Origin of the sequence: Aquipuribacter aurantiacus, from assembly GCF_051216895.1 — a bacterium.
Classification (GTDB): domain Bacteria; phylum Actinomycetota; class Actinomycetes; order Actinomycetales; family JBBAYJ01; genus Aquipuribacter.
Genome location: NZ_JBPKAO010000013.1, coordinates 120270 through 136772, shown reverse-complemented (window position 1 = coordinate 136772; position 16503 = coordinate 120270). Strand labels below are relative to the sequence as shown.

The 16503-nt window shown below is 75.0% G+C and carries 15 protein-coding genes; 9 read left to right on the top strand and 6 right to left on the bottom strand.

Annotated features, from left to right (window positions below):
• Positions 1–37 precede the first annotated feature (37 nt).
• Positions 38–481: an STAS domain-containing protein gene (locus ACR80Q_RS16045; RefSeq protein WP_435378646.1), complete on the top strand. Its 444-nt coding sequence runs from the start codon at positions 38–40 to the stop codon at positions 479–481.
• Between the two features lie 33 nt (positions 482–514).
• On the opposite strand, the gene fbaA is transcribed toward ACR80Q_RS16045, so the two are convergent.
• A complete protein-coding gene (gene fbaA, locus ACR80Q_RS16040; protein WP_435378645.1) occupies positions 515–1546 on the bottom strand; it encodes a class II fructose-bisphosphate aldolase in 1032 nt (343 codons plus the stop codon).
• Positions 1547–1745: 199 nt separating this feature from the next.
• Here fbaA and ACR80Q_RS16035 point away from each other — a divergent pair, with 199 nt between their 5' ends.
• From ACR80Q_RS16035 to ACR80Q_RS16025, 3 genes are all read left to right on the top strand, one after another.
• Positions 1746–3107: a GGDEF domain-containing protein gene (locus ACR80Q_RS16035; RefSeq protein WP_435378644.1), complete on the top strand. Its 1362-nt coding sequence runs from the start codon at positions 1746–1748 to the stop codon at positions 3105–3107.
• Positions 3108–3135: 28 nt separating this feature from the next.
• Complete coding sequence (locus ACR80Q_RS16030) at positions 3136–5454, top strand: HAD-IB family hydrolase (RefSeq protein ID WP_435378643.1); 2319 nt, start codon at positions 3136–3138, stop codon at positions 5452–5454.
• Between the two features lie 78 nt (positions 5455–5532).
• Positions 5533–6756 (top strand): zinc-dependent alcohol dehydrogenase, encoded by a 1224-nt coding sequence (locus tag ACR80Q_RS16025; protein WP_435378661.1) that lies wholly within the window; start codon positions 5533–5535, stop codon positions 6754–6756.
• Positions 6757–6852: 96 nt separating this feature from the next.
• Here ACR80Q_RS16025 and ACR80Q_RS16020 read toward each other — a convergent pair whose 3' ends face one another.
• Together ACR80Q_RS16020 and ACR80Q_RS16015 are read right to left on the bottom strand one after the other, a co-directional pair.
• A complete protein-coding gene (locus ACR80Q_RS16020) occupies positions 6853–8160 on the bottom strand; it encodes a molybdopterin molybdotransferase MoeA (protein ID WP_435378642.1) in 1308 nt (435 codons plus the stop codon).
• Entirely contained in the window at positions 8157–9041 is an 885-nt protein-coding gene (locus tag ACR80Q_RS16015; protein WP_435378641.1) for an NTP transferase domain-containing protein, read from the bottom strand. Before ACR80Q_RS16015 ends, ACR80Q_RS16020 begins: the two co-directional genes overlap by 4 nt.
• 134 nt (positions 9042–9175) lie before the next feature.
• Between ACR80Q_RS16015 and larAH the strand changes: the two genes are divergently transcribed.
• From larAH to ACR80Q_RS15990, 5 genes are all read left to right on the top strand, one after another.
• A complete protein-coding gene (gene larAH / locus ACR80Q_RS16010) occupies positions 9176–10765 on the top strand; it encodes an NPN-dependent hydroxyacid isomerase, LarAH14/15/16 family (protein WP_435378640.1) in 1590 nt (529 codons plus the stop codon).
• Positions 10762–11700, top strand: coding sequence for a lysophospholipid acyltransferase family protein (locus ACR80Q_RS16005; protein WP_435378639.1), 939 nt, complete (start codon positions 10762–10764; stop codon positions 11698–11700). Before larAH ends, ACR80Q_RS16005 begins: the two co-directional genes overlap by 4 nt.
• 73 nt (positions 11701–11773) lie before the next feature.
• On the top strand, positions 11774–12748 hold the full coding sequence (locus ACR80Q_RS16000; protein WP_435378638.1) for a type I phosphomannose isomerase catalytic subunit: 975 nt from the start codon (positions 11774–11776) through the stop codon (positions 12746–12748).
• A gap of 80 nt (positions 12749–12828) precedes the next feature.
• The gene (locus tag ACR80Q_RS15995; RefSeq protein WP_435378637.1) at positions 12829–14013 is read left to right on the top strand and encodes a beta-carotene 15,15'-dioxygenase, Brp/Blh family; all 1185 of its coding nucleotides are present in this window, start codon (positions 12829–12831) and stop codon (positions 14011–14013) included.
• Positions 13946–14410 (top strand): hypothetical protein, encoded by a 465-nt coding sequence (locus ACR80Q_RS15990; protein WP_435378636.1) that lies wholly within the window; start codon positions 13946–13948, stop codon positions 14408–14410. The genes ACR80Q_RS15995 and ACR80Q_RS15990 overlap by 68 nt, the downstream gene beginning before the upstream one ends.
• A gap of 51 nt (positions 14411–14461) precedes the next feature.
• Here the strand turns inward: ACR80Q_RS15990 and ACR80Q_RS15985 are convergent, their stop codons facing one another.
• The 3 genes from ACR80Q_RS15985 to ACR80Q_RS15975 are packed head-to-tail and all read right to left on the bottom strand — an operon-like array spanning position 14462 to position 16487.
• Complete coding sequence (locus ACR80Q_RS15985) at positions 14462–15049, bottom strand: TrmH family RNA methyltransferase (protein ID WP_435378635.1); 588 nt, start codon at positions 15047–15049, stop codon at positions 14462–14464.
• Positions 15050–15060: 11 nt separating this feature from the next.
• Entirely contained in the window at positions 15061–15669 is a 609-nt protein-coding gene (pyrE, locus tag ACR80Q_RS15980; RefSeq protein ID WP_435378634.1) for an orotate phosphoribosyltransferase, read from the bottom strand.
• On the bottom strand, positions 15666–16487 hold the full coding sequence (locus tag ACR80Q_RS15975) for an SDR family NAD(P)-dependent oxidoreductase (RefSeq protein ID WP_435378633.1): 822 nt from the start codon (positions 16485–16487) through the stop codon (positions 15666–15668). The genes pyrE and ACR80Q_RS15975 overlap by 4 nt, the downstream gene beginning before the upstream one ends.
• Positions 16488–16503 lie beyond the last annotated feature (16 nt).

The following is a 16503-nucleotide window of genomic DNA, read 5'->3' as shown; positions in this document are numbered from 1 at the left end:
GCACCATCGCCCCGGGGGAACAGCAGGAGATCCGAGAATGACAGCCGAGAACGAGTCGGAGCAGGTCGCAGCGCCGCTCACGGACACCGACACCAGCCCGTCCATGATCCCCCTGCGCCCGGTGGACCCGGGCTCGGTGCACGTGCTCTTCGAGCCCGAGCTCACCCGGGTGGTCCTCACGGGGGAGATCGACGCCGAGCTCGGCCCGGACCTGCTCGAGGCCGCCGACGACGCCCTCACCACGGCGCGCGCGATCGAGGTGGACAGCCACCTCGTGACGTTCATGGACTCGACGGGGGTCGCGTTCCTGGCCCGGCTGGCGTCACGGGCGTCCCGGCGGGTGGTCCTGCTCGACCCGCCCGACGTGGTGCGGTTCCTCATCGAGACCACCCGGATCGCGTCGCTGCTGGACGTCGTGGTCCGCCAGGGCGCGGAGCCCGAGCCCGACGAGGACCAGCGGGCCGAGGCCTCGCGGGCCTGACCCGGCTGCCGGTCGCCCGGCAGCCGGGATCGCTCAGCGGAGCCGGTGCCCCGCGCTGCGCAGGTTCTGGCAGGCCTCGACGACGCGGGCGGCCAGGCCGGCCTCGGCCGACTTGCCCCAGGCGCGGGGGTCGTAGGCCTTCTTGTTGCCGACCTCGCCGTCGATCTTCAGCACGCCGTCGTAGTTGGTGAACATGTGGCTGACGACCGGACGCGTGAAGGCGTACTGGGTGTCGGTGTCGATGTTCATCTTGACGACGCCGTAGTCGACCGCGTCGCTGATCTCCTGCGGGGTGGACCCGGACCCGCCGTGGAAGACCAGCAGGGCGGGCTTGTCGCCCTTCGAGCCACCGGTCTTCGCCGCGATGGCGTCCTGGCACTCGCGCAGGATCTCCGGGCGCAGCTTGACGTTGCCCGGCTTGTAGACGCCGTGCACGTTGCCGAAGGTCAGGGCCGCCATGTACACGCCCTTCTCCCCCGTGCCGAGCGCCTCGACCATGGCGATGGCGTCCTCGGTGGTCGTGTAGAGCTTGTCGTTGATCTCGTTGTCGACGCCGTCCTCCTCGCCACCGACGACGCCGACCTCGATCTCCAGGACGACCTTGGCCTCGGCCGACAGGGCCAGCAGCTCCTCGGCGATCTGGAGGTTCTCCTCCAGCGGCACCGCGGAGCCGTCCCACATGTGCGACTGGAACAGCGGGTTGCCGCCGGCCTTGACCCGCTCGGCGCTGGCCGCCAGCAGGGGGCGGACGAAGCCGTCGAGCTTGTCCTTGGGGCAGTGGTCGGTGTGCAGGGCGATCTGCACGTCGTAGCTGTCGGCGATCTCGTGGGCGTAGGCGGCGAGCGCCTTGGCCCCGACGACCATGTCCTTGACGGTGGAGCCGGACAGGTAGTCGGCGCCGCCGGTGGACACCTGGACGATGCCGTCGCTCTCGGCCTCGGCGAAGCCGCGGATGGCGCCGATCAGGGTCTGGGACGAGGTGACGTTGATGGCCGGGAAGGCGTAGGAGCCGTCCTTGGCCTTGGTCAGCATCTCGGCGTAGCTCTCGGGCGTTGCGATGGGCATCGCGGGCTCCTCTGTGTGGCAGGTCACGTTGCGACCTCGATCCTTCCACGTCCGAGCCGGGGCCGACCGACGGCGTCCAGCACGGCGGCAGGGGGACGTTCCGCGAAGCGGCGGCGGCGGACCGGGTCCCTGCCCCACGCTGTCCCCGGACGCGTCGGGACGCCGCCGAGGTCCCGACCGACCGGGGGGGTGCTGGGCCGTGCTGACACGCCGTGCCGACTCGGCGCTGCCGGAGGTCGCGTCCGTCGCGACGGTGGTCCTCACCGTCCTGGTGGCCTCCGCGTACCTGGCGGTCGACGACGTGTCGACCCGGGTGGCCCTGTCCCACCTGTCCATCGCGCTCTCGACGCTCGGGCTGGGGCTGGCCTGCTCCCTCGTGCCGGCGCCCTACGTCCGCCCGGTCCTGGCCCTGCTGGTGGGGACCGTGCTGATCGGGGTCGGGGAGCTCGTGGCCACCCGGGAGCGGTCGGGCGGGGTGGCTCCGTACCCGCACGGCGGCGAGGGGTGGGCCGGCGCCGGGACGCTGCTCCTGCTGCTGGGGGTCCTCCTGCTGGTCGGGCGACGGGGGGCCGTGACCCCGCAGGAACGGCTCGACGTCGGGATCGGCACCGTGAGCCTGCTGCTGTTCGCCACGTCCTCCGGTCTGCTCACGTCCCTCGGCGTCGGTCCGGGCGCCCTGCTGTCCGGGGCGTTCCTGGCCACGGCCGTGCTGCCGGTGGTCATCGGGGTGCTGGTCGTCAGCCGGCCCGAGACCAGTCGCGCCGGGATGTGGCTCGTGGTGGCCTCCCTGGGCCTCATCGGCGCGGACGCCGGGTTCGTCGTCGCCACGGCGGGAGGGTCCGACGCCGACGGGCGGACCAGCGACGTGGGGTACCTGGTGGCCCGGGGGGCGCTGGTGGCCATGGCGCTGTCCCTGGCCCGCGGCCGCGCGACCACGGAGAACGAGGTGGCGAGGCGACGGGTGCTCCTCACCGGGGCGTTCGCGCTGCTCGTCCCGGCCGGGTTGCTCGTGGGCGCCGACACGGGGGTGCAGAACCCGGTGTGGCTGACGGTGCTCTGCGGCACGGCCCCGGTGGCGCTGCTGACGTGGCGGGCCGTCCGCAGCGTGGACGACCTCGCCCTGGTCGCCGGGCTGGACCCGCTCACCGGGCTGGGCAACCGCCGGGCCTTCGACCACCGGCTGTCGGCGGCCTGCGACGGCGGTCAGGAGTTCTGCCTGCTGGTCGCCGACCTGGACGGCTTCAAGCACGTCAACGACACCTGGGGTCACGGGGCGGGCGACCGGGTGCTGGTGGACGTGGCCGCCGGGCTGCGGCGGGCCGCGCCCGGCGCCTTCGTCGCCCGTCTGGGGGGCGACGAGTTCGCCGTGCTGCTCCACGGCCCGGGTGACCCCGGACCGGCCCGGGAGCAGCTGCTTAGCACCCTGACGCCGGTCCTCGCGGCCCACCCGGGCCTGGGGATCAGCGTCGGGGCCGTCCCGGGCCGGACCGGCAGCACCCCGGACGAGGTGCTCGCCGCGGCCGACGCGGCGATGTACGCCGACAAGCGGGCGGCCCGCTGAGCCCATCGGCAGGTGGTTGGATGCTCGGATGCGGATCGCGGACTCCCTCGACGGCAAGCGCATCCTGCTGACCGGTGTCACCGGGTTCGTCGGCGAGGCGCTGCTGCACAAGCTGCTGCGCGACGTCCCCGGCTGCACGGTGGTGGCGATGGTGCGGCCGAAGTCGGGTCAGCAGGCGCAGGACCGCGTCACCAAGCTGCTGGCCAAGCCCATCTTCGCCGACGTGCCCGAGGGGGCCGCCGCACGCGTCGAGACGCTGTCCGGCGACCTGGGTGCCGTCCCGGAGCTGCCCAAGGACCTGGACGTCGTCGTGCACTGCGCCGGGGACGTGTCGTTCGACCCACCGATCCAGTCCGCCTTCGACACCAACGTCATCGGGGTCAAGGCCCTGGTGGACCGCGTGGTCGAGGCCGCCCACCGCGAGGACGGCAGCCACCGGCCGCTGCACTACGTGCACGTGTCCACCGCCTACGTCGGCGGCCGCCGCCGCGGTCCGGTGGTCGAGGCCTCCGTCGAGCACAGCGTCGACTGGCAAGCCGAGTACGACGCCGCGCAGCGGGTCGCCGCCCGGATCGAGGACACCTCCCGCACCCCCGCGGTGCTGCAGAAGCTGCTGGCCAAGGCCGAGAAGCACCACGACCGGGCCGGACCCCTCGCGGTCGCCGCCGACGCCGAGGAGCGCCGCCGCACCTGGGTGAGCGACCAGCAGAAGTCCGCCGGCGGCGAGCGCGCCCGCAGCCTGGGCTGGACCGACGTCTACACGTTCACCAAGGCCCTCGGCGAGCGGGTCGTCGAGCAGGTCGCCGCCCCCGTCCTGCCGACCACGGTCTACCGGCCGAGCATCATCGAGTCCGCCCTCACCACGCCGTACCCGGGGTGGATCGAGGGCTTCAAGATGGCCGACCCGATCATCCTCGCCTACGGCCGCGGCGAGCTGCCCGAGCTGCCGGCCGCCCCGGACTCCGTCATCGACATCGTGCCGATCGACCTGGTCGTCAACTCCATCATCGCCGTGGCCGCGACCCCGCCCCCGGTCGGGGAGCCCGCGTACTTCCACCTGAGCTCGGGCTCGCGCAACCCGTGCACGTTCCGGCAGCTGTACGACTACGTCCGGGAGTACTTCGCCCGGCACCCGTTCGACATGGACTCCCGCGGCGCGGTCAGGCTCGCGACGTGGCGCTTCCCCGGGGCCCGGATCGTCGAGCGGGCGCTGACCACCGGTGAGCGCGCGTACGACGTCGCCGAGGGCGCCCTGTCGCTGGCGCCGCGCAGCGACAAGGTCCGCTCGATCGCCCGCAACCTGGACACCCAGAAGCGTCGGCTGGACTTCCTGCGCCGCTACATGGACCTGTACCGGGCCTACACGCAGGTCGAGCTGTACTTCGTCGACGACAACATGCTGGCCCTGCACCAGGGGATGGACCCGGCCGACCAGGAGACCTTCGGCTTCGACACCGCGGTCATCGACTGGGAGCACTACCTGATCGAGGTGCACTGCCCCGCCATCACCAAGGGCGTGCGCGACTACGACGTCATCCGGCGCAAGCGCAACCGCTCCGGCGGCCCGGCCCCGCGCGTCATCGCCCCCCGTGACCCCGCCGAGCCCGTCGACCCCGACGCCGCCCCCGTGCTGGCCGTGTTCGACATGGACGGCACGCTGCTGACGTCCAACATCATCGAGACCTACCTGTGGGTGCGGCTGCCCGAGCTGTCGACCGCGGGCAAGGTCCGCGAGCTCGCCGCCACGGCCGCCCGGCTCCCGCTGTACCTGCGGGCCGAGCGGCGCGACCGCGGTGCGCTGATCCGCAGCGCCTACCGCCGCTACGAGGGCGCGGACCTGCGGGCGCTGGAGGACATGGTCGACGAGACCCTCACCCCCCACGTGCTGGAGCGGGTGAGCGGGGCGGCGATCCGCCGGGTCCGCGAGCACCGGGCCGCCGGGCACCGGACGGTCCTCATCACCGGCGCCGTCATGCCCATCACCCGGCCGCTGGCGCCGCTGTTTGACGAGATCGTCGCCGCCGAGCTGCACGTCGACGCCCGCGGACGGTGCACGGGGTTCCTCAAGCGGCCGCCGCTGGTCGGCGAGGCGCGCGCCGCCTGGCTGCGTCGTTACGCGAGCGTCGAGGGTGCCGACCTGACCAAGGCCTACGGCTACGCGGACTCCCACTCCGACCTGCCGATGCTGCAGGCCGTGGGCCGCCCGACCGCGGTCAGCCCCGACGTCACCCTGTACCGCGAGGCCCGCAAGCTGCGCTGGCCGATCGAGGACTGGCGCACCGCCGGGCGGACCGCTCGCCTGCAGCTGCCGAGCATCGACACGTCCCAGGCCCGGCTCCCGGGCTGAGGCCCAGGTGCGCCACGGTCGCCGCGCACGCGACGCCCGTCGCCTCGCGGGGCCGGCGTGCGGTTGGATGAGGCCGTGATGCTGGCTCTGGAGCTGTTCCGATCGGTCCCCCGATACACCGCGGCCCGCGCGATCACGGCGGTCGGGTCGGTGCCCGGGCTCCTGGTCGGACCGCTGGCCCCGGTCCGGCTGCTGACCCGGCCCGAGCCCCAGGTGCGCCACGACGGCTGGGGCGAGGTCAAGGTCCACCTGGGCGGCATCTGCGGCTCCGACCTGGGCGCGGTGACCGGGTCCACGTCGCTGTACTTCGCCGGGGTGAGCTCGATGCCGTGCGTGCCGGGCCACGAGGTCGTCGGCACCCTGACCCGTGACCTCGAGGACCTGCCCGCGGGCACCCGCGTCGTGGTCGACCCCGTGCTCGCCTGCGCCGCCCGCGGGCTCGAGCCGTGCGAGCAGTGCGCCCAGGGCCTGACCAACCGCTGCGACCGGGTGAGCGTGGGGCACCTGCGACCCGGCCTGCAGACCGGCTACTGCTCGAGCACCGGCGGCGGCTGGGGCGAGCGGCTCGTCGCGCACCGCTCCCAGCTGCACGTCGTGCCCGACGAGCTGAGCGACGCCCGCGCCGTGCTGGTGGAGCCGCTGGCCTGCGCGGTCCGTCTGGCCGAGCGCGCCGACGTCCGCGAGGGGCAGACCGTCCTGGTGTCCGGCGCGGGCGCGGTGGGGCTGTTCGCCACCCTGGCCATCCGCCGGCTGACCCCGGCCGGTCGCATCGTGGTCGTGGCCAAGCACGGCGCCCAGGCGTCCCTGGCCCGGGCGTTCGGCGCCACCGACGTGGTCCAGCCGGCCGAGGCGCTGCGCGGGGTCCGTCGCAGCACGCAGGCCCTGACCGTCGAGACCCGTCTGCCGGGCGCGGCCAAGCGGTACGACCAGCAGTACCTGCTGGGCGGGGTGGACGTGGCCGTCGACGCCGTGGGCTCCGCGTCCTCGCTCGACCTGGCCATGCGCGCCACCCGGGCGGGCGGGCGCGTCGTGCTGTCGGGCATGCCGCAGAAGGGCGCGGACCTGAGCCCCGCCTGGTTCCGCGAGCTGGACGTCGTCGGCACCTACGCCAGCAGCGGTGACGCGTTCGCCACGGCGCTGACCCTGGCGGCCGAGGCGCCCCTGGGCGACGGCATCGGGGGCGAGGGCGACGTGCTGAGCGCCGTCTACCCGCTGCACCGCTGGCGCGAGGCGCTGGACCACGCCAGCAGCGCCGGCCGGCTCGGCGCGGTCAAGATCGCGTTCGACCCCCGGCAGCGCTGAGGACCGGCGGGGCGCACGGCGGCACCGCGACGGACGAGCGGCGCCGGGGTCGGCGACGGCCGTCCGGCCGCGCACCGGCCGTCACGGAGCCCGACCTCAGGGCAGCGTCAGCCAGCGGCACCGGCCGTCGACGCCGAGCACCACGAAGCCCTGCGCGTCGGCCAGCCCGCGGAGCATCGGCGCCCCGTCGTGACCGGTCGGCACCGGCCGGCCCCGCCCCGGCACCAGCCGGGCGGGCAGCAGGCGGGTGCCCACGTCGGGGACGTCCGCCCCCTCCGGCCGGACGACCTCGGGCAGCGGCTCGTCGGGTCGGCCCAGCCAGCCGTGGAGCAGCGGGACCAGCAGCGTCGTCACCGCGGCGACCGAGGCCAGCGGGTCGCCCGGCAGACCCAGCACCACCGGCCCGTCCGGCACCACGGCCAGGACCGCGGAGGCACCCGGACGGACCACCGTGCCGTCGACGACGGTCCTCGCCCCGACGTCCCGCAGCGCCTCGCGCACGTGGTCGGCGGGCCCTCGGCCCGTGCCACCGGTCGTCACCACCAGGTCGACGGTCGAGCGGTAGGGCCCGGCGAACACGTCACGCAGCGTCTGCGGGTCGTCACCGGTCCGGGCGGTACGCCCGAGGTCGACCCCGAGGTCGTGCAGCACCGGCGGCAGCACGTGGCTCAGGCTGTCGCGGGTCCGGCCCGGTCGGGCGGTGCCGGAGTCCGACAGCTCGTCCCCGAGGACCAGCAGGACACCCCGCGGCTCGACCACGACGTGCACGGTGTCGGCGCCCGCCGCGGCGACCAGGCCCAGACGGGCCGGCGTCAGCACGGCCCCCCGGCCGAGGACCATCTCGCCGGCCCGCAGCTCCTCGCCGCGGGTCCGGACGTGCCGACCGGCTGCGGGGTCGGGGGCGTGGAGCCGCCCCTGGTCCACGAGCCCGTCCTCGCGCCGGAGCGCCGCGTCGGCGCCCCGCGGGAGGGCGTCCCCGGTCGCGACGGCGCAGGCCTGGCCGGGACCGAGCCGTTCGACGGCACCGGAGCGACCGACACCCAGACCCGCGTCGACGCGGCAGTCGGACCCGGCACCGTCGCCGGCGCGACGGTGGGGGACGGCGCCGCTGTCGCCGCGACGGCTCGAGAGCGCACCGACGTCGGCGCGGCGGTCCGGGGCCGCGCCGTCCTCGGCGCGACGGTTCTGGACCGCACCGACGAGCTGCCACGGTCCGGGCCCGGACACGGCCCAGCCGTCCACGGCGGAGGAGTCGGCGGCAGGCACGTGCGAGGCCGCCCGCACGTCGACGGCCAGGACGCGTCCCAGCGCCCGCTCCAGCGCCACCGGGACGTGGCGGGGCACCCTGGCCCCGCCCAGCTCGCGGGCGAGACGACGCGCCTCGTCGAGGTCGGGTCGGTTCACCCGTCGCCGTCGGCGGGGAGCATGGCGAGCACCCGGTCGCGCAGCGCGGGCAGGTCGGCGCGGCCCTGCGGCCCGGCGGCAGCCAGCCCCGCCGCCACCCCCACGGCGAACGTGGTCAGCGGGGCGGCCGGGCGGGCGACGGTGTGCGCGGCGTCGCGGGCCAGGTCGAGCACCAGGTCGACGAGCTCGCCGACCGGGACCCCCTCGGTCGCCGCGTGCAGCTGCAGCTCCTCCACCAGGCGTGCCGCCCAGTCGTCCAGACGTGCGCGGCTCAGGTCCTCGGGGGTGTCCACGTCGACCAGCCTGCCCCACTCACGGGGCGGCGGAGCGCCCACCCACCGCAGCCCGGTGACGACGTGCCGCAGCCCCGGCGCCCTGGCGCCCTCGCCCCGGGCCGCGGCCGCCGCCACCGCGGCCTCCGCCGCCCGCCCGAGCGGGGCGACGCGGTAGGCCGCGGTCAGCCACTGCGCCCGGCCGTCGCCGTCCTCCGCGACCACGGCGTCCAGCCCCGGCTCCGCCCCCAGCCGGGCCACCAGCGCCCGCAGCGCCTCGCCCGGCAGGTGCGGCAGGTCGGCGGCCAGCAGGACGACGACGTCCGCGGTCACCTGCTCCAGACCGGCCAGCAGACCCGCGACGGGACCCGAGCCCGCGGGCTCCTCCCGGGTCAGGACCAGCGGGCACGCCGTCGTGACGTCGTCGGGCAGCCGTGGTCCGACGACCACGACGCGAGCCACCCCGGCGAGCGCGGCCGCGTCCACGGCCCGCCCCAGCAACGAGACCCCGCCGACCGTGGCCGCGGTCTTGTCCCCGCCGAACCTGCTCCCGGCCCCGCCGGCCAGCACCACGGCCTCGACACCCGCCATCACCGTCACGGGTCGCATCCCGCGGAGTCTGCCAGCCGGACCACCTGACGCCCCCGACCGCGGGGGCGGACCGCAGGGCCCGGCGCCCGCGCGGCCCCCTGCGCACCGGCGCGGTTCCGACGAAGGGGCCCGGCGGTGGTTGGATGACGCCCATGACGCGTCCCGGTTTCGTGCTCGAGGTGGACGACCGGACCCCGCCGCTGGTGGTCCACGAGGGCGAGGGGTTCCGGCTCGAGTCGTTCCCGCGCGGCACCCGCGTGGTGTACCCGCCGGAGAGCCTGCCCGCCGTCCCCGACGTGGACGCCGCGATCGACGAGGCGCTGCGCAACCCGGTCGACAGCGAGCCGCTGCCCAGCCTGCTCTTCGCCGGCATGCGCCTGACGATCGCCTTCGACGACATCTCGATCCCGCTGCCCCCGATGAAGAGCCCGGACATCCGGCAGCGCATCATCGAGGCCGTCCTGGAGATGGCCGCCGCGGCCGGTGTGGACGACGTCGAGCTGGTCAGCGCCAACGCCCTGCACCGCCGCCTCAACCCCGACGAGCTCAAGCACATCGTCGGCGAGCGCGTGTTCCGCAGCTTCTTCCCGCAGGGCGCGCTCTACAACTTCGACGCCGAGGACAAGGAGAACATCGCCACCCTCGGGAAGACGCGTCACGACGAGGACGTCCAGATCCACAAGCGGTCCGCGGAGTCCGACCTGCTCGTCTACGTCAACGTCAACCTGGTGGCGATGGACGGCGGCCACAAGTCCGTCGCGATCGGCCTGGCGCCGTACTCGAGCCTCAAGCACCACCACAACCCGCAGACCATGGTCAACAGCCGGTCGTTCATGGACCACAAGAAGTCGGCCCTGCACTCCAGCGCCTGGCGCATGGGCAAGGTCGTCGCGGAGCACGTCAAGGTGTTCCAGATCGAGACCACGCTCAACAACACGATCTTCCCCGACGCGTACTCGTTCCTGCAGAAGCGCGAGTGGGAGTGGAACATCGCCGACCAGGCCCGTTTCGTCGGCATCCGCCGGGGCCTGGCGATCGCGCCCAAGCGGGTCCGCCACAACGCGTTCCACTCCATGCGCGGCGCCTACGGGCTGACCGGCGTGGTGGCCGGCGAGGTCGAGGCCGTCCACGAGAAGACCATCGCCGCCGTGCACCGCCAGCAGCTCGTCCCGGTCCAGGGGCAGAGCGACGTCATGGTGCTGGGCGTGCCGTTCGTGGGCCCCTACAACGTCGACTCGATCATGAACCCGGTCCTGGCCGCGTGCATGGGGCTGGGCTACTACTTCAACAGCTATCGGGGCCAGCCCGTCGTCCGCAAGGGCGGCGCGGTGATCCTCTACCACCCGGTCACGCAGGAGTTCAACCAGCTGCACCACCCCTCGTACGTGGACTTCTTCGAGGAGGTGCTGTCGACCTCGACCGACCCGCAGGTCATCGAGAAGCAGTTCGAGGAGCGGTACGCGACCGACCCTTGGTACGTCCACCTGTACCGGACCAGCTACGCCTACCACGGGGTCCACCCGTTCTACATGTGGTACTGGATTGCGCACGCCCTGGACCACCTGGGCAGCGGGCGCAACGTGGTGTGGGTGGGCGGCAACCGCAAGGCCTGCGCCCGGATGGGCTTCCGTGCGGCGACCACGCTGCAGGACGCGCTGGAGATGGTGTCGGACACCGTCGGCCCGGACCCGTCCATCACCTACCTGCACAACCCGCCGCACCTGGTGGCGGACGTCACGTGAGCCGGACCACGCCCACCTCGTGGGTGCGGGACGGCGTCCGCGACGTCCGCACCGTCGCCCGCGGCTGGCGCTGGGGCGTCGGGCGCAAGGCCCTGGTGCCGCGCTCGGCCGAGCCGTACGTCCCCGCCCGGTCGACGCGCGTCTTCCCGACCCGCTGGGCCCGCACGCCGCTCATGCGCGGCGTCCGCGAGGTCGTCCTCGGCGTCGGCATGAACGGGCTGCTCCGCTCGCAGGTCTCGGTCAAGGCGCACGGCCTGGACGTGCTGGACCGCGTGCAGGGCCCGGTGGTGTTCGTCGCCAACCACACCTCGCACGTCGACACCCCGCTGATCATGAACACCCTGCCCGCCCGGTGGCGCCGCAAGACCGCCGTCGCGGCGGCGGCGGACTACTTCTTCGACACCTGGTGGCGCGCGGCCGGGTCGGCGGTGCTGTTCAACACCTTCCCCATCGAGCGTCGCGGCGGGTCGCTGTCGAGCACCCCCGGCTACCTGCTCAAGGACGGCTGGTCGATCGTCGTCTACCCCGAGGGGACGCGGTCGAGGGACGGCTGGACGGGGCAGTTCAAGCTCGGCGCGGCGTTCATGGCCACCACCTACGGGGTGCCCGTCGTGCCGATCGCCATCCGTGGCTCGTTCAACGCCATGCCGCACGAGCAGTCCTGGCCCAGCCGCGGTCGTCCGCCGGTGAGCATCCGTTACGGCGAGCCCGTGACCCCCGTCCAGGGCGAGGGGCCCCGCGACTTCGGCAAGCGGGTCGAGGCGGCCCTGGCCGGGCTGCTGGACGAGGACAGCAACGACTGGTTCTCGGCCCGGCTGCGCGCCGCGGGCGAGGGCAACGCGCCGGCCAGCGGTCCCGACGTCGCCCGCTGGCGTCGGGTCTGGCAGACCAGCCGGGCCCCGCAGCAGCGCGGTCGCCGCACCGTCTGGCACTGATCCCGGTGCACCGTCCGGGCGAGGGTCGTCGGTCGTCCGGACGCAGCCCCGGCCGGGTGGGACCCTGGTGGCCGTGACCCTGGGCCCGCTCGTCCTCACCCCCCGTCTGGTGCCGAAGCCGTGGGGTGGGCGCCGGCTGGCCGAGCTGGGGCGGGACCTGCCACCGGACGTGCCGGTCGGCGAGTCCTGGGACGTCGCGGACCTGGACCCGTCCGCCACCGACGTCACCGACCCGGTGTCGCGGGTCGCCCACGGCCCGTTCACCGGCCGCACCCTGGGCGAGCTGGTCGCCTCGCACCGCGAGGACCTGCTCGGGCTGGTGGAGCCCGCCGCCGGCGGCCGGTTCCCCCTGCTGCTCAAGCACCTGGACGCACGGGAGAACCTGTCGCTGCAGGTGCACCCGTCGGCGGCGGTCCTCGACCGGTTGCCGGGCGCGCAGCTGAAGACCGAGTCGTGGGTGGTGGTGCACGCCGAGCCCGGCGCCGAGCTGATGCTGGGCGTGCACAGCGGTGTCGGTCCGGACGACTTCGACGCCGCGTTCGGCACCCCGGCCGTGGTGCCCATGATCCGGCGGGTCCCCGCCCGGGTGGGCGACGTGCACCACGTCCCCGCCGGGCTGCTCCACGCCCTGGGCGCCGGGGTCGTGGTCGCGGAGCCGCAGACCCCGTCCGACACCACGTACCGGGTGTACGACTGGACGCAGGAGTACGACCGGGCCCCGCGCACCCTGCACCACGACGAGGCCATGCTGTGCCTGCGGGCGGAGTGGTGGGTCAACCTGGACCCGCCGGCCCCGCGCCGTGGCGACGGCCTGCTGGTCGACACCAGGCACTACCGGATCAGCCGGTCCACCGCTGCCCTCCCCGGTCGTACCCACGTGCCGCAGCGCGACCACCCCCGCGTGGTCGTCGTGGTGTCCGGTGCGCTGCAGCACCCCGCCGTGCCGCACGACCTGGGTCCCGGCGGGGTGGTCGTGCTGCCGGCGCGCTGGGGCGGGTCCTTCGACGTCGCCGCGGGCACGGTCTGGCTGGACGTGGACCTGCTCTGAGCGAGCCGTGCTGGGCCGCGGGCGGACGGGTCGGCCCCGGTCGGGTTGTGCGATGCCCGGCGGGGTCGCAGGCTGGGTCCATGCCGTTGGTGGCGCACGACCGCATCACCCGCACCGGAACCGTGGCCGTCGTCGTCGGCATCGCGGTCTCGGTCCTGCTGGCGCCGTTCGGCGAGCCGTGGCGCACCGGGGTGGCCGGAGCCGTGGCGGTCCTGCTCATCGCCCTCGGCAGCCCCCACGGGGCGCTGGACCACCTGGTGCTCCTGGCCGGCCGCCCCGACGCCCCCGACGCTCGCGACCGCCACGACCGGGGCGCGACCAGGGGCGGCCGGCTCGCGGGTCGGCTGGACCGGCTGCGGGGCGCGCCCGTCGTCGCGTCGTTCCGCGGGCTGAGCACCCGGTTCGTCACCGGTTACGTCACGCTGGCCCTGCTCAGCCTCACCGCCTACCTGATGGCCCCCCGAGCCGGGTTCGCGCTGTTCCTCGTCCTGAGCGTGGCGCACTTCGCCACCGGTGAGGCCGGGGTCGCCGTGGAGCGCGGCCTGGCCCGCGGCTGGACGGACCCGCTGGCCTGGGTGGCCTCGCTCGGCGGGGCCGTGGTCGTGGTGCTGCCGCTGGCCTCCCGCGAGGCCGGCGCCGCCCTGACGGCGGTCGACCCGCGGCTGGCGCCGGTGCTGGGACCGCTGCCGCTGCTGGCCGACGTGCTGGTCGTCGTCGGGGTGACCGCCGTGCTGTGGTGCGTGGCGGCCTCGGTCCGCGGCGACCACCGGGCCGCCACGGTGGCCACCGAGCTCGCCGCCCTGACCGCGCTGGCCGCGCTGGCGCACCCGCTGATCGCGTTCGCCGTCTTCTTCGCGTTCTGGCACGCGCTGCGCCACCAGTCGCGCCTGGCCCAGGTCCTGCGCGGGCCCACGGGGGCACCGAGCGCCCGTCACGTCGACCGGCCGCTGCGCGAGGTGCTGGACTCCGCGTGGGCGGGCGTGCCCGCCACCGTCGGGGTGCTCGTCGTGGCGGTCGCGCTCGGGTTGACCGGGGCCACCGTCCTGGGTGGCCTGCTCGCGGTGATCTGGGCGCTCACGGTCCCCCACAGCGTCGCGGTGGCCGTCCTGGAGGTCAGGGCGGCGAGGGCCCGGAAGGTGCCGACCGAGCCCGTCCCGGCCCCCGGAACCGCAGCCGGGCCGGCGACGTCCAACGACCATGACGAGATACCTGCAGGCGACGGGGACGGTCGCCGCGCTGCTGCTGCTGACGGCGTGCGGGGCTGACGACGGCGCGACCACCGGTGACGGCGCCGCCGGGGCGTGCCTGGAGGGCGCGACCGACTGCGCCGACATGCCCACCGGCACCGGCGGTCCCGAGTCCGGGCCGGACGGGTCCCTGCCCGTGGCGGACGCCCTGGCCGCGGGGGTCGAGGGACCGTTCCTCATGAGCGGGTACTACCTGGACGACGGCGACGGGGCCAGGTTGTGCGAGGCGCTGGCGGAGTCCTTCCCGCCCCAGTGCGGCGGGGCGTCGATCGCGCTCGACGAGAGCGGGGCCACCGTCGGGGCGGCCACCGTCGGGGCGGCCACCACGACCGAGGGCGACGTCTCGTGGACCGACGAGCCGGTCCCGGTCGAGGGCGAGATCGTCGGCGGGGTGTTCGTGGTCGGCGCCCCCTGAGGCACGCAGGGGGCGGCCGTCACCGACCCGGCGCGGCCACCGGCCCCGTCCTCACACGGGCTGGTCGAACGCCCAGCGCCGGACCCACGCGTGCATCACCACGGCCGCGGCGGCCCCGACGTTGATCGACCGCGTCGAGCCGAACTGGGTGATGCCGACCAGGTGCGTGCAGCCGGCCCCCGCCGCCTCGGACAGCCCGGGCCCCTCGGCGCCGAACAGCAGCACGCACTCCCGCGGCAGCTCGAACGTCTCCAGCGGCCGCGCCCCGGGCACGTTGTCGACGCCGATCACGGGCAGCCCCTGGCCCGCGGCCCAGCCGTGCAGGGCGGCCGCGTCGGGCTGGTGACGGACGTCGAGGTAGCGGTCGGTGACCATGGCGCCGCGCCGGTTCCACCGACGACGACCGACGACGTGGACCGAACGGGCGTTGAACGCGTTGGCCGTGCGCACGATCGACCCGATGTTGAAGTCGTGGGCCAGGTTCTCGATGGCGACGTGGAACGGGTGCGATCGCGCGGCCAGGTCGGCGCGCACGGCGTCGACGCTCCAGCCGCGGTAGCGGTCCTCGACGTTGCGCCGGTCCTGCTCGGGGTCGACGGCCTGGTCGTCCGGCACCGAGGCCTGGGGCTCACCGACCACCGGACCTGCCCTCAGCCCAGGCCGAGATCGGCCAGCCCCAGCGCGTAGCGGTACTCCAGCCCCGCCTCGGCGACCTTCTGCGCGGCGACGGTGCCCCGGTCGACGATGACGGCGACCGCGACGACGTCGGCCCCGGCCTCGCGCAGCGCCTCGACCGCGGTCAGGACCGACCCGCCCGTGGTGGACGTGTCCTCGACGGCCAGCACGCGTCGGCCCGCGACGTCCGGGCCTTCGATCCGTCGCTGCAGGCCGTGGGCCTTGCCGGCCTTGCGGACGACGAACGCGTCGAGGCGCCGACCGCGCGCGGCGGCGGTGTGCAGCATCGCCGTCGCGACCGGGTCGGCGCCCAGGGTGAGCCCGCCGACGGCGTCGACGTCGAGGTCGGCGACCAGGTCGAGCATGACCTCCCCGATCAGCGGGGCGACCTCGCCGTCCAGGGTCACCCGGCGCAGGTCGACGTAGTAGTCGGCCGTGGCGCCGGAGGACAGCGTCACCTCGCCGTGGACGACGGCCCGCTCGGCCACCAGTGCGGCCAGCCGGTTCCGCGCGTCGCCGGCCCCCGGGTCGTCGGGGCGACCGGCCGTGGTGGGCTCGACAGGGGTGCTGGTGGGCTCGTTCATGCGTCGTCTCCTCGGTGGGTGCCGGTCCGGCGGCGGCCGGCGGCCAGCATTCTCGCGCGGTAGGTGCCGGCGGGGAGCAGGCCGAGCAGCACGACCAGGGCTCGGTAGCGGCGGCTCGGCACGCTGATCGCCCGCCCGCGCCGGACGTCCCGCAGGCAGTCCTCCACCAGGTCGTCCGGGTCCAGCCACCAGCCGGACGAGCGGCTGCCGACGTCCATGCCGGCCCGGTCGTGGAACTCGGTCCGGACGAACCCGGGGCACAGCGCCGTCGCGGTCACCCCGGTGCCCTGCAGGGTGGCGGCGAGGTGCTCGGTGAACGAGGTGCACCAGGCCTTGGCCGCGGAGTAGCTGCCCATCGGCCCGAACCCGGCCACGGAGCTGACGTTCACGACCGCCCCCCGCCCGCGCGCCACCATCCCCGGCGCGGCTGCGTGCGAGAGCACGAGGACCGCGGTGGCCAGGACGTCCAGCTGGCGCAGCTCGGCGTCCAGGTCGCCGTCCAGGAACCGGCCCCTGACCCCGAACCCGGCGTTGTTGACGAGCAGGTCGACGGGCCGGTCGGCCTCGCGCAGCCGCTCCGCCACCCGCAGCACCTGCGCGCGGTCGGACAGGTCGGCCGGGAGCACCTCGACGGTCACGGCGTAGCGCTCCCGCAGCTCGGCCGCGGTGACCTGCAGCCGCGCCTCGTCGCGGGAGACCAGGACCAGGTCGTGGCCGGACGCGGCGAGCGCGCGGGCGAAGGAGTGGCCGATCCCTGACGTCGGTCCTGTCACGAGGGCCGTGGGACGGGTCGGGGTGGTGCCGGGTGGGCTGCTCACGAGCACCCACGGTATC

Bases quoted from the DNA above. Each gene is read 5' to 3' on its own strand.
- ACR80Q_RS16025 (WP_435378661.1), top strand. From the start codon at position 5,533: ATGCTGGCTCTGGAGCTGTTCCGATCGGTCCCCCGATACACCGCGGCC.
- pyrE (WP_435378634.1), bottom strand. From the start codon at position 15,669: ATGAACGAGCCCACCAGCACCCCTGTCGAGCCCACCACGGCCGGTCGC.
- larAH (WP_435378640.1), top strand. From the start codon at position 9,176: ATGACGCGTCCCGGTTTCGTGCTCGAGGTGGACGACCGGACCCCGCCG.
- ACR80Q_RS16045 (WP_435378646.1), top strand. From the start codon at position 38: ATGACAGCCGAGAACGAGTCGGAGCAGGTCGCAGCGCCGCTCACGGAC.
- ACR80Q_RS16030 (WP_435378643.1), top strand. From the start codon at position 3,136: ATGCGGATCGCGGACTCCCTCGACGGCAAGCGCATCCTGCTGACCGGT.
- ACR80Q_RS15995 (WP_435378637.1), top strand. From the start codon at position 12,829: ATGCCGTTGGTGGCGCACGACCGCATCACCCGCACCGGAACCGTGGCC.
- ACR80Q_RS15990 (WP_435378636.1), top strand. From the start codon at position 13,946: ATGACGAGATACCTGCAGGCGACGGGGACGGTCGCCGCGCTGCTGCTG.
- fbaA (WP_435378645.1), bottom strand. From the start codon at position 1,546: ATGCCCATCGCAACGCCCGAGAGCTACGCCGAGATGCTGACCAAGGCC.
- ACR80Q_RS16015 (WP_435378641.1), bottom strand. From the start codon at position 9,041: ATGCGACCCGTGACGGTGATGGCGGGTGTCGAGGCCGTGGTGCTGGCC.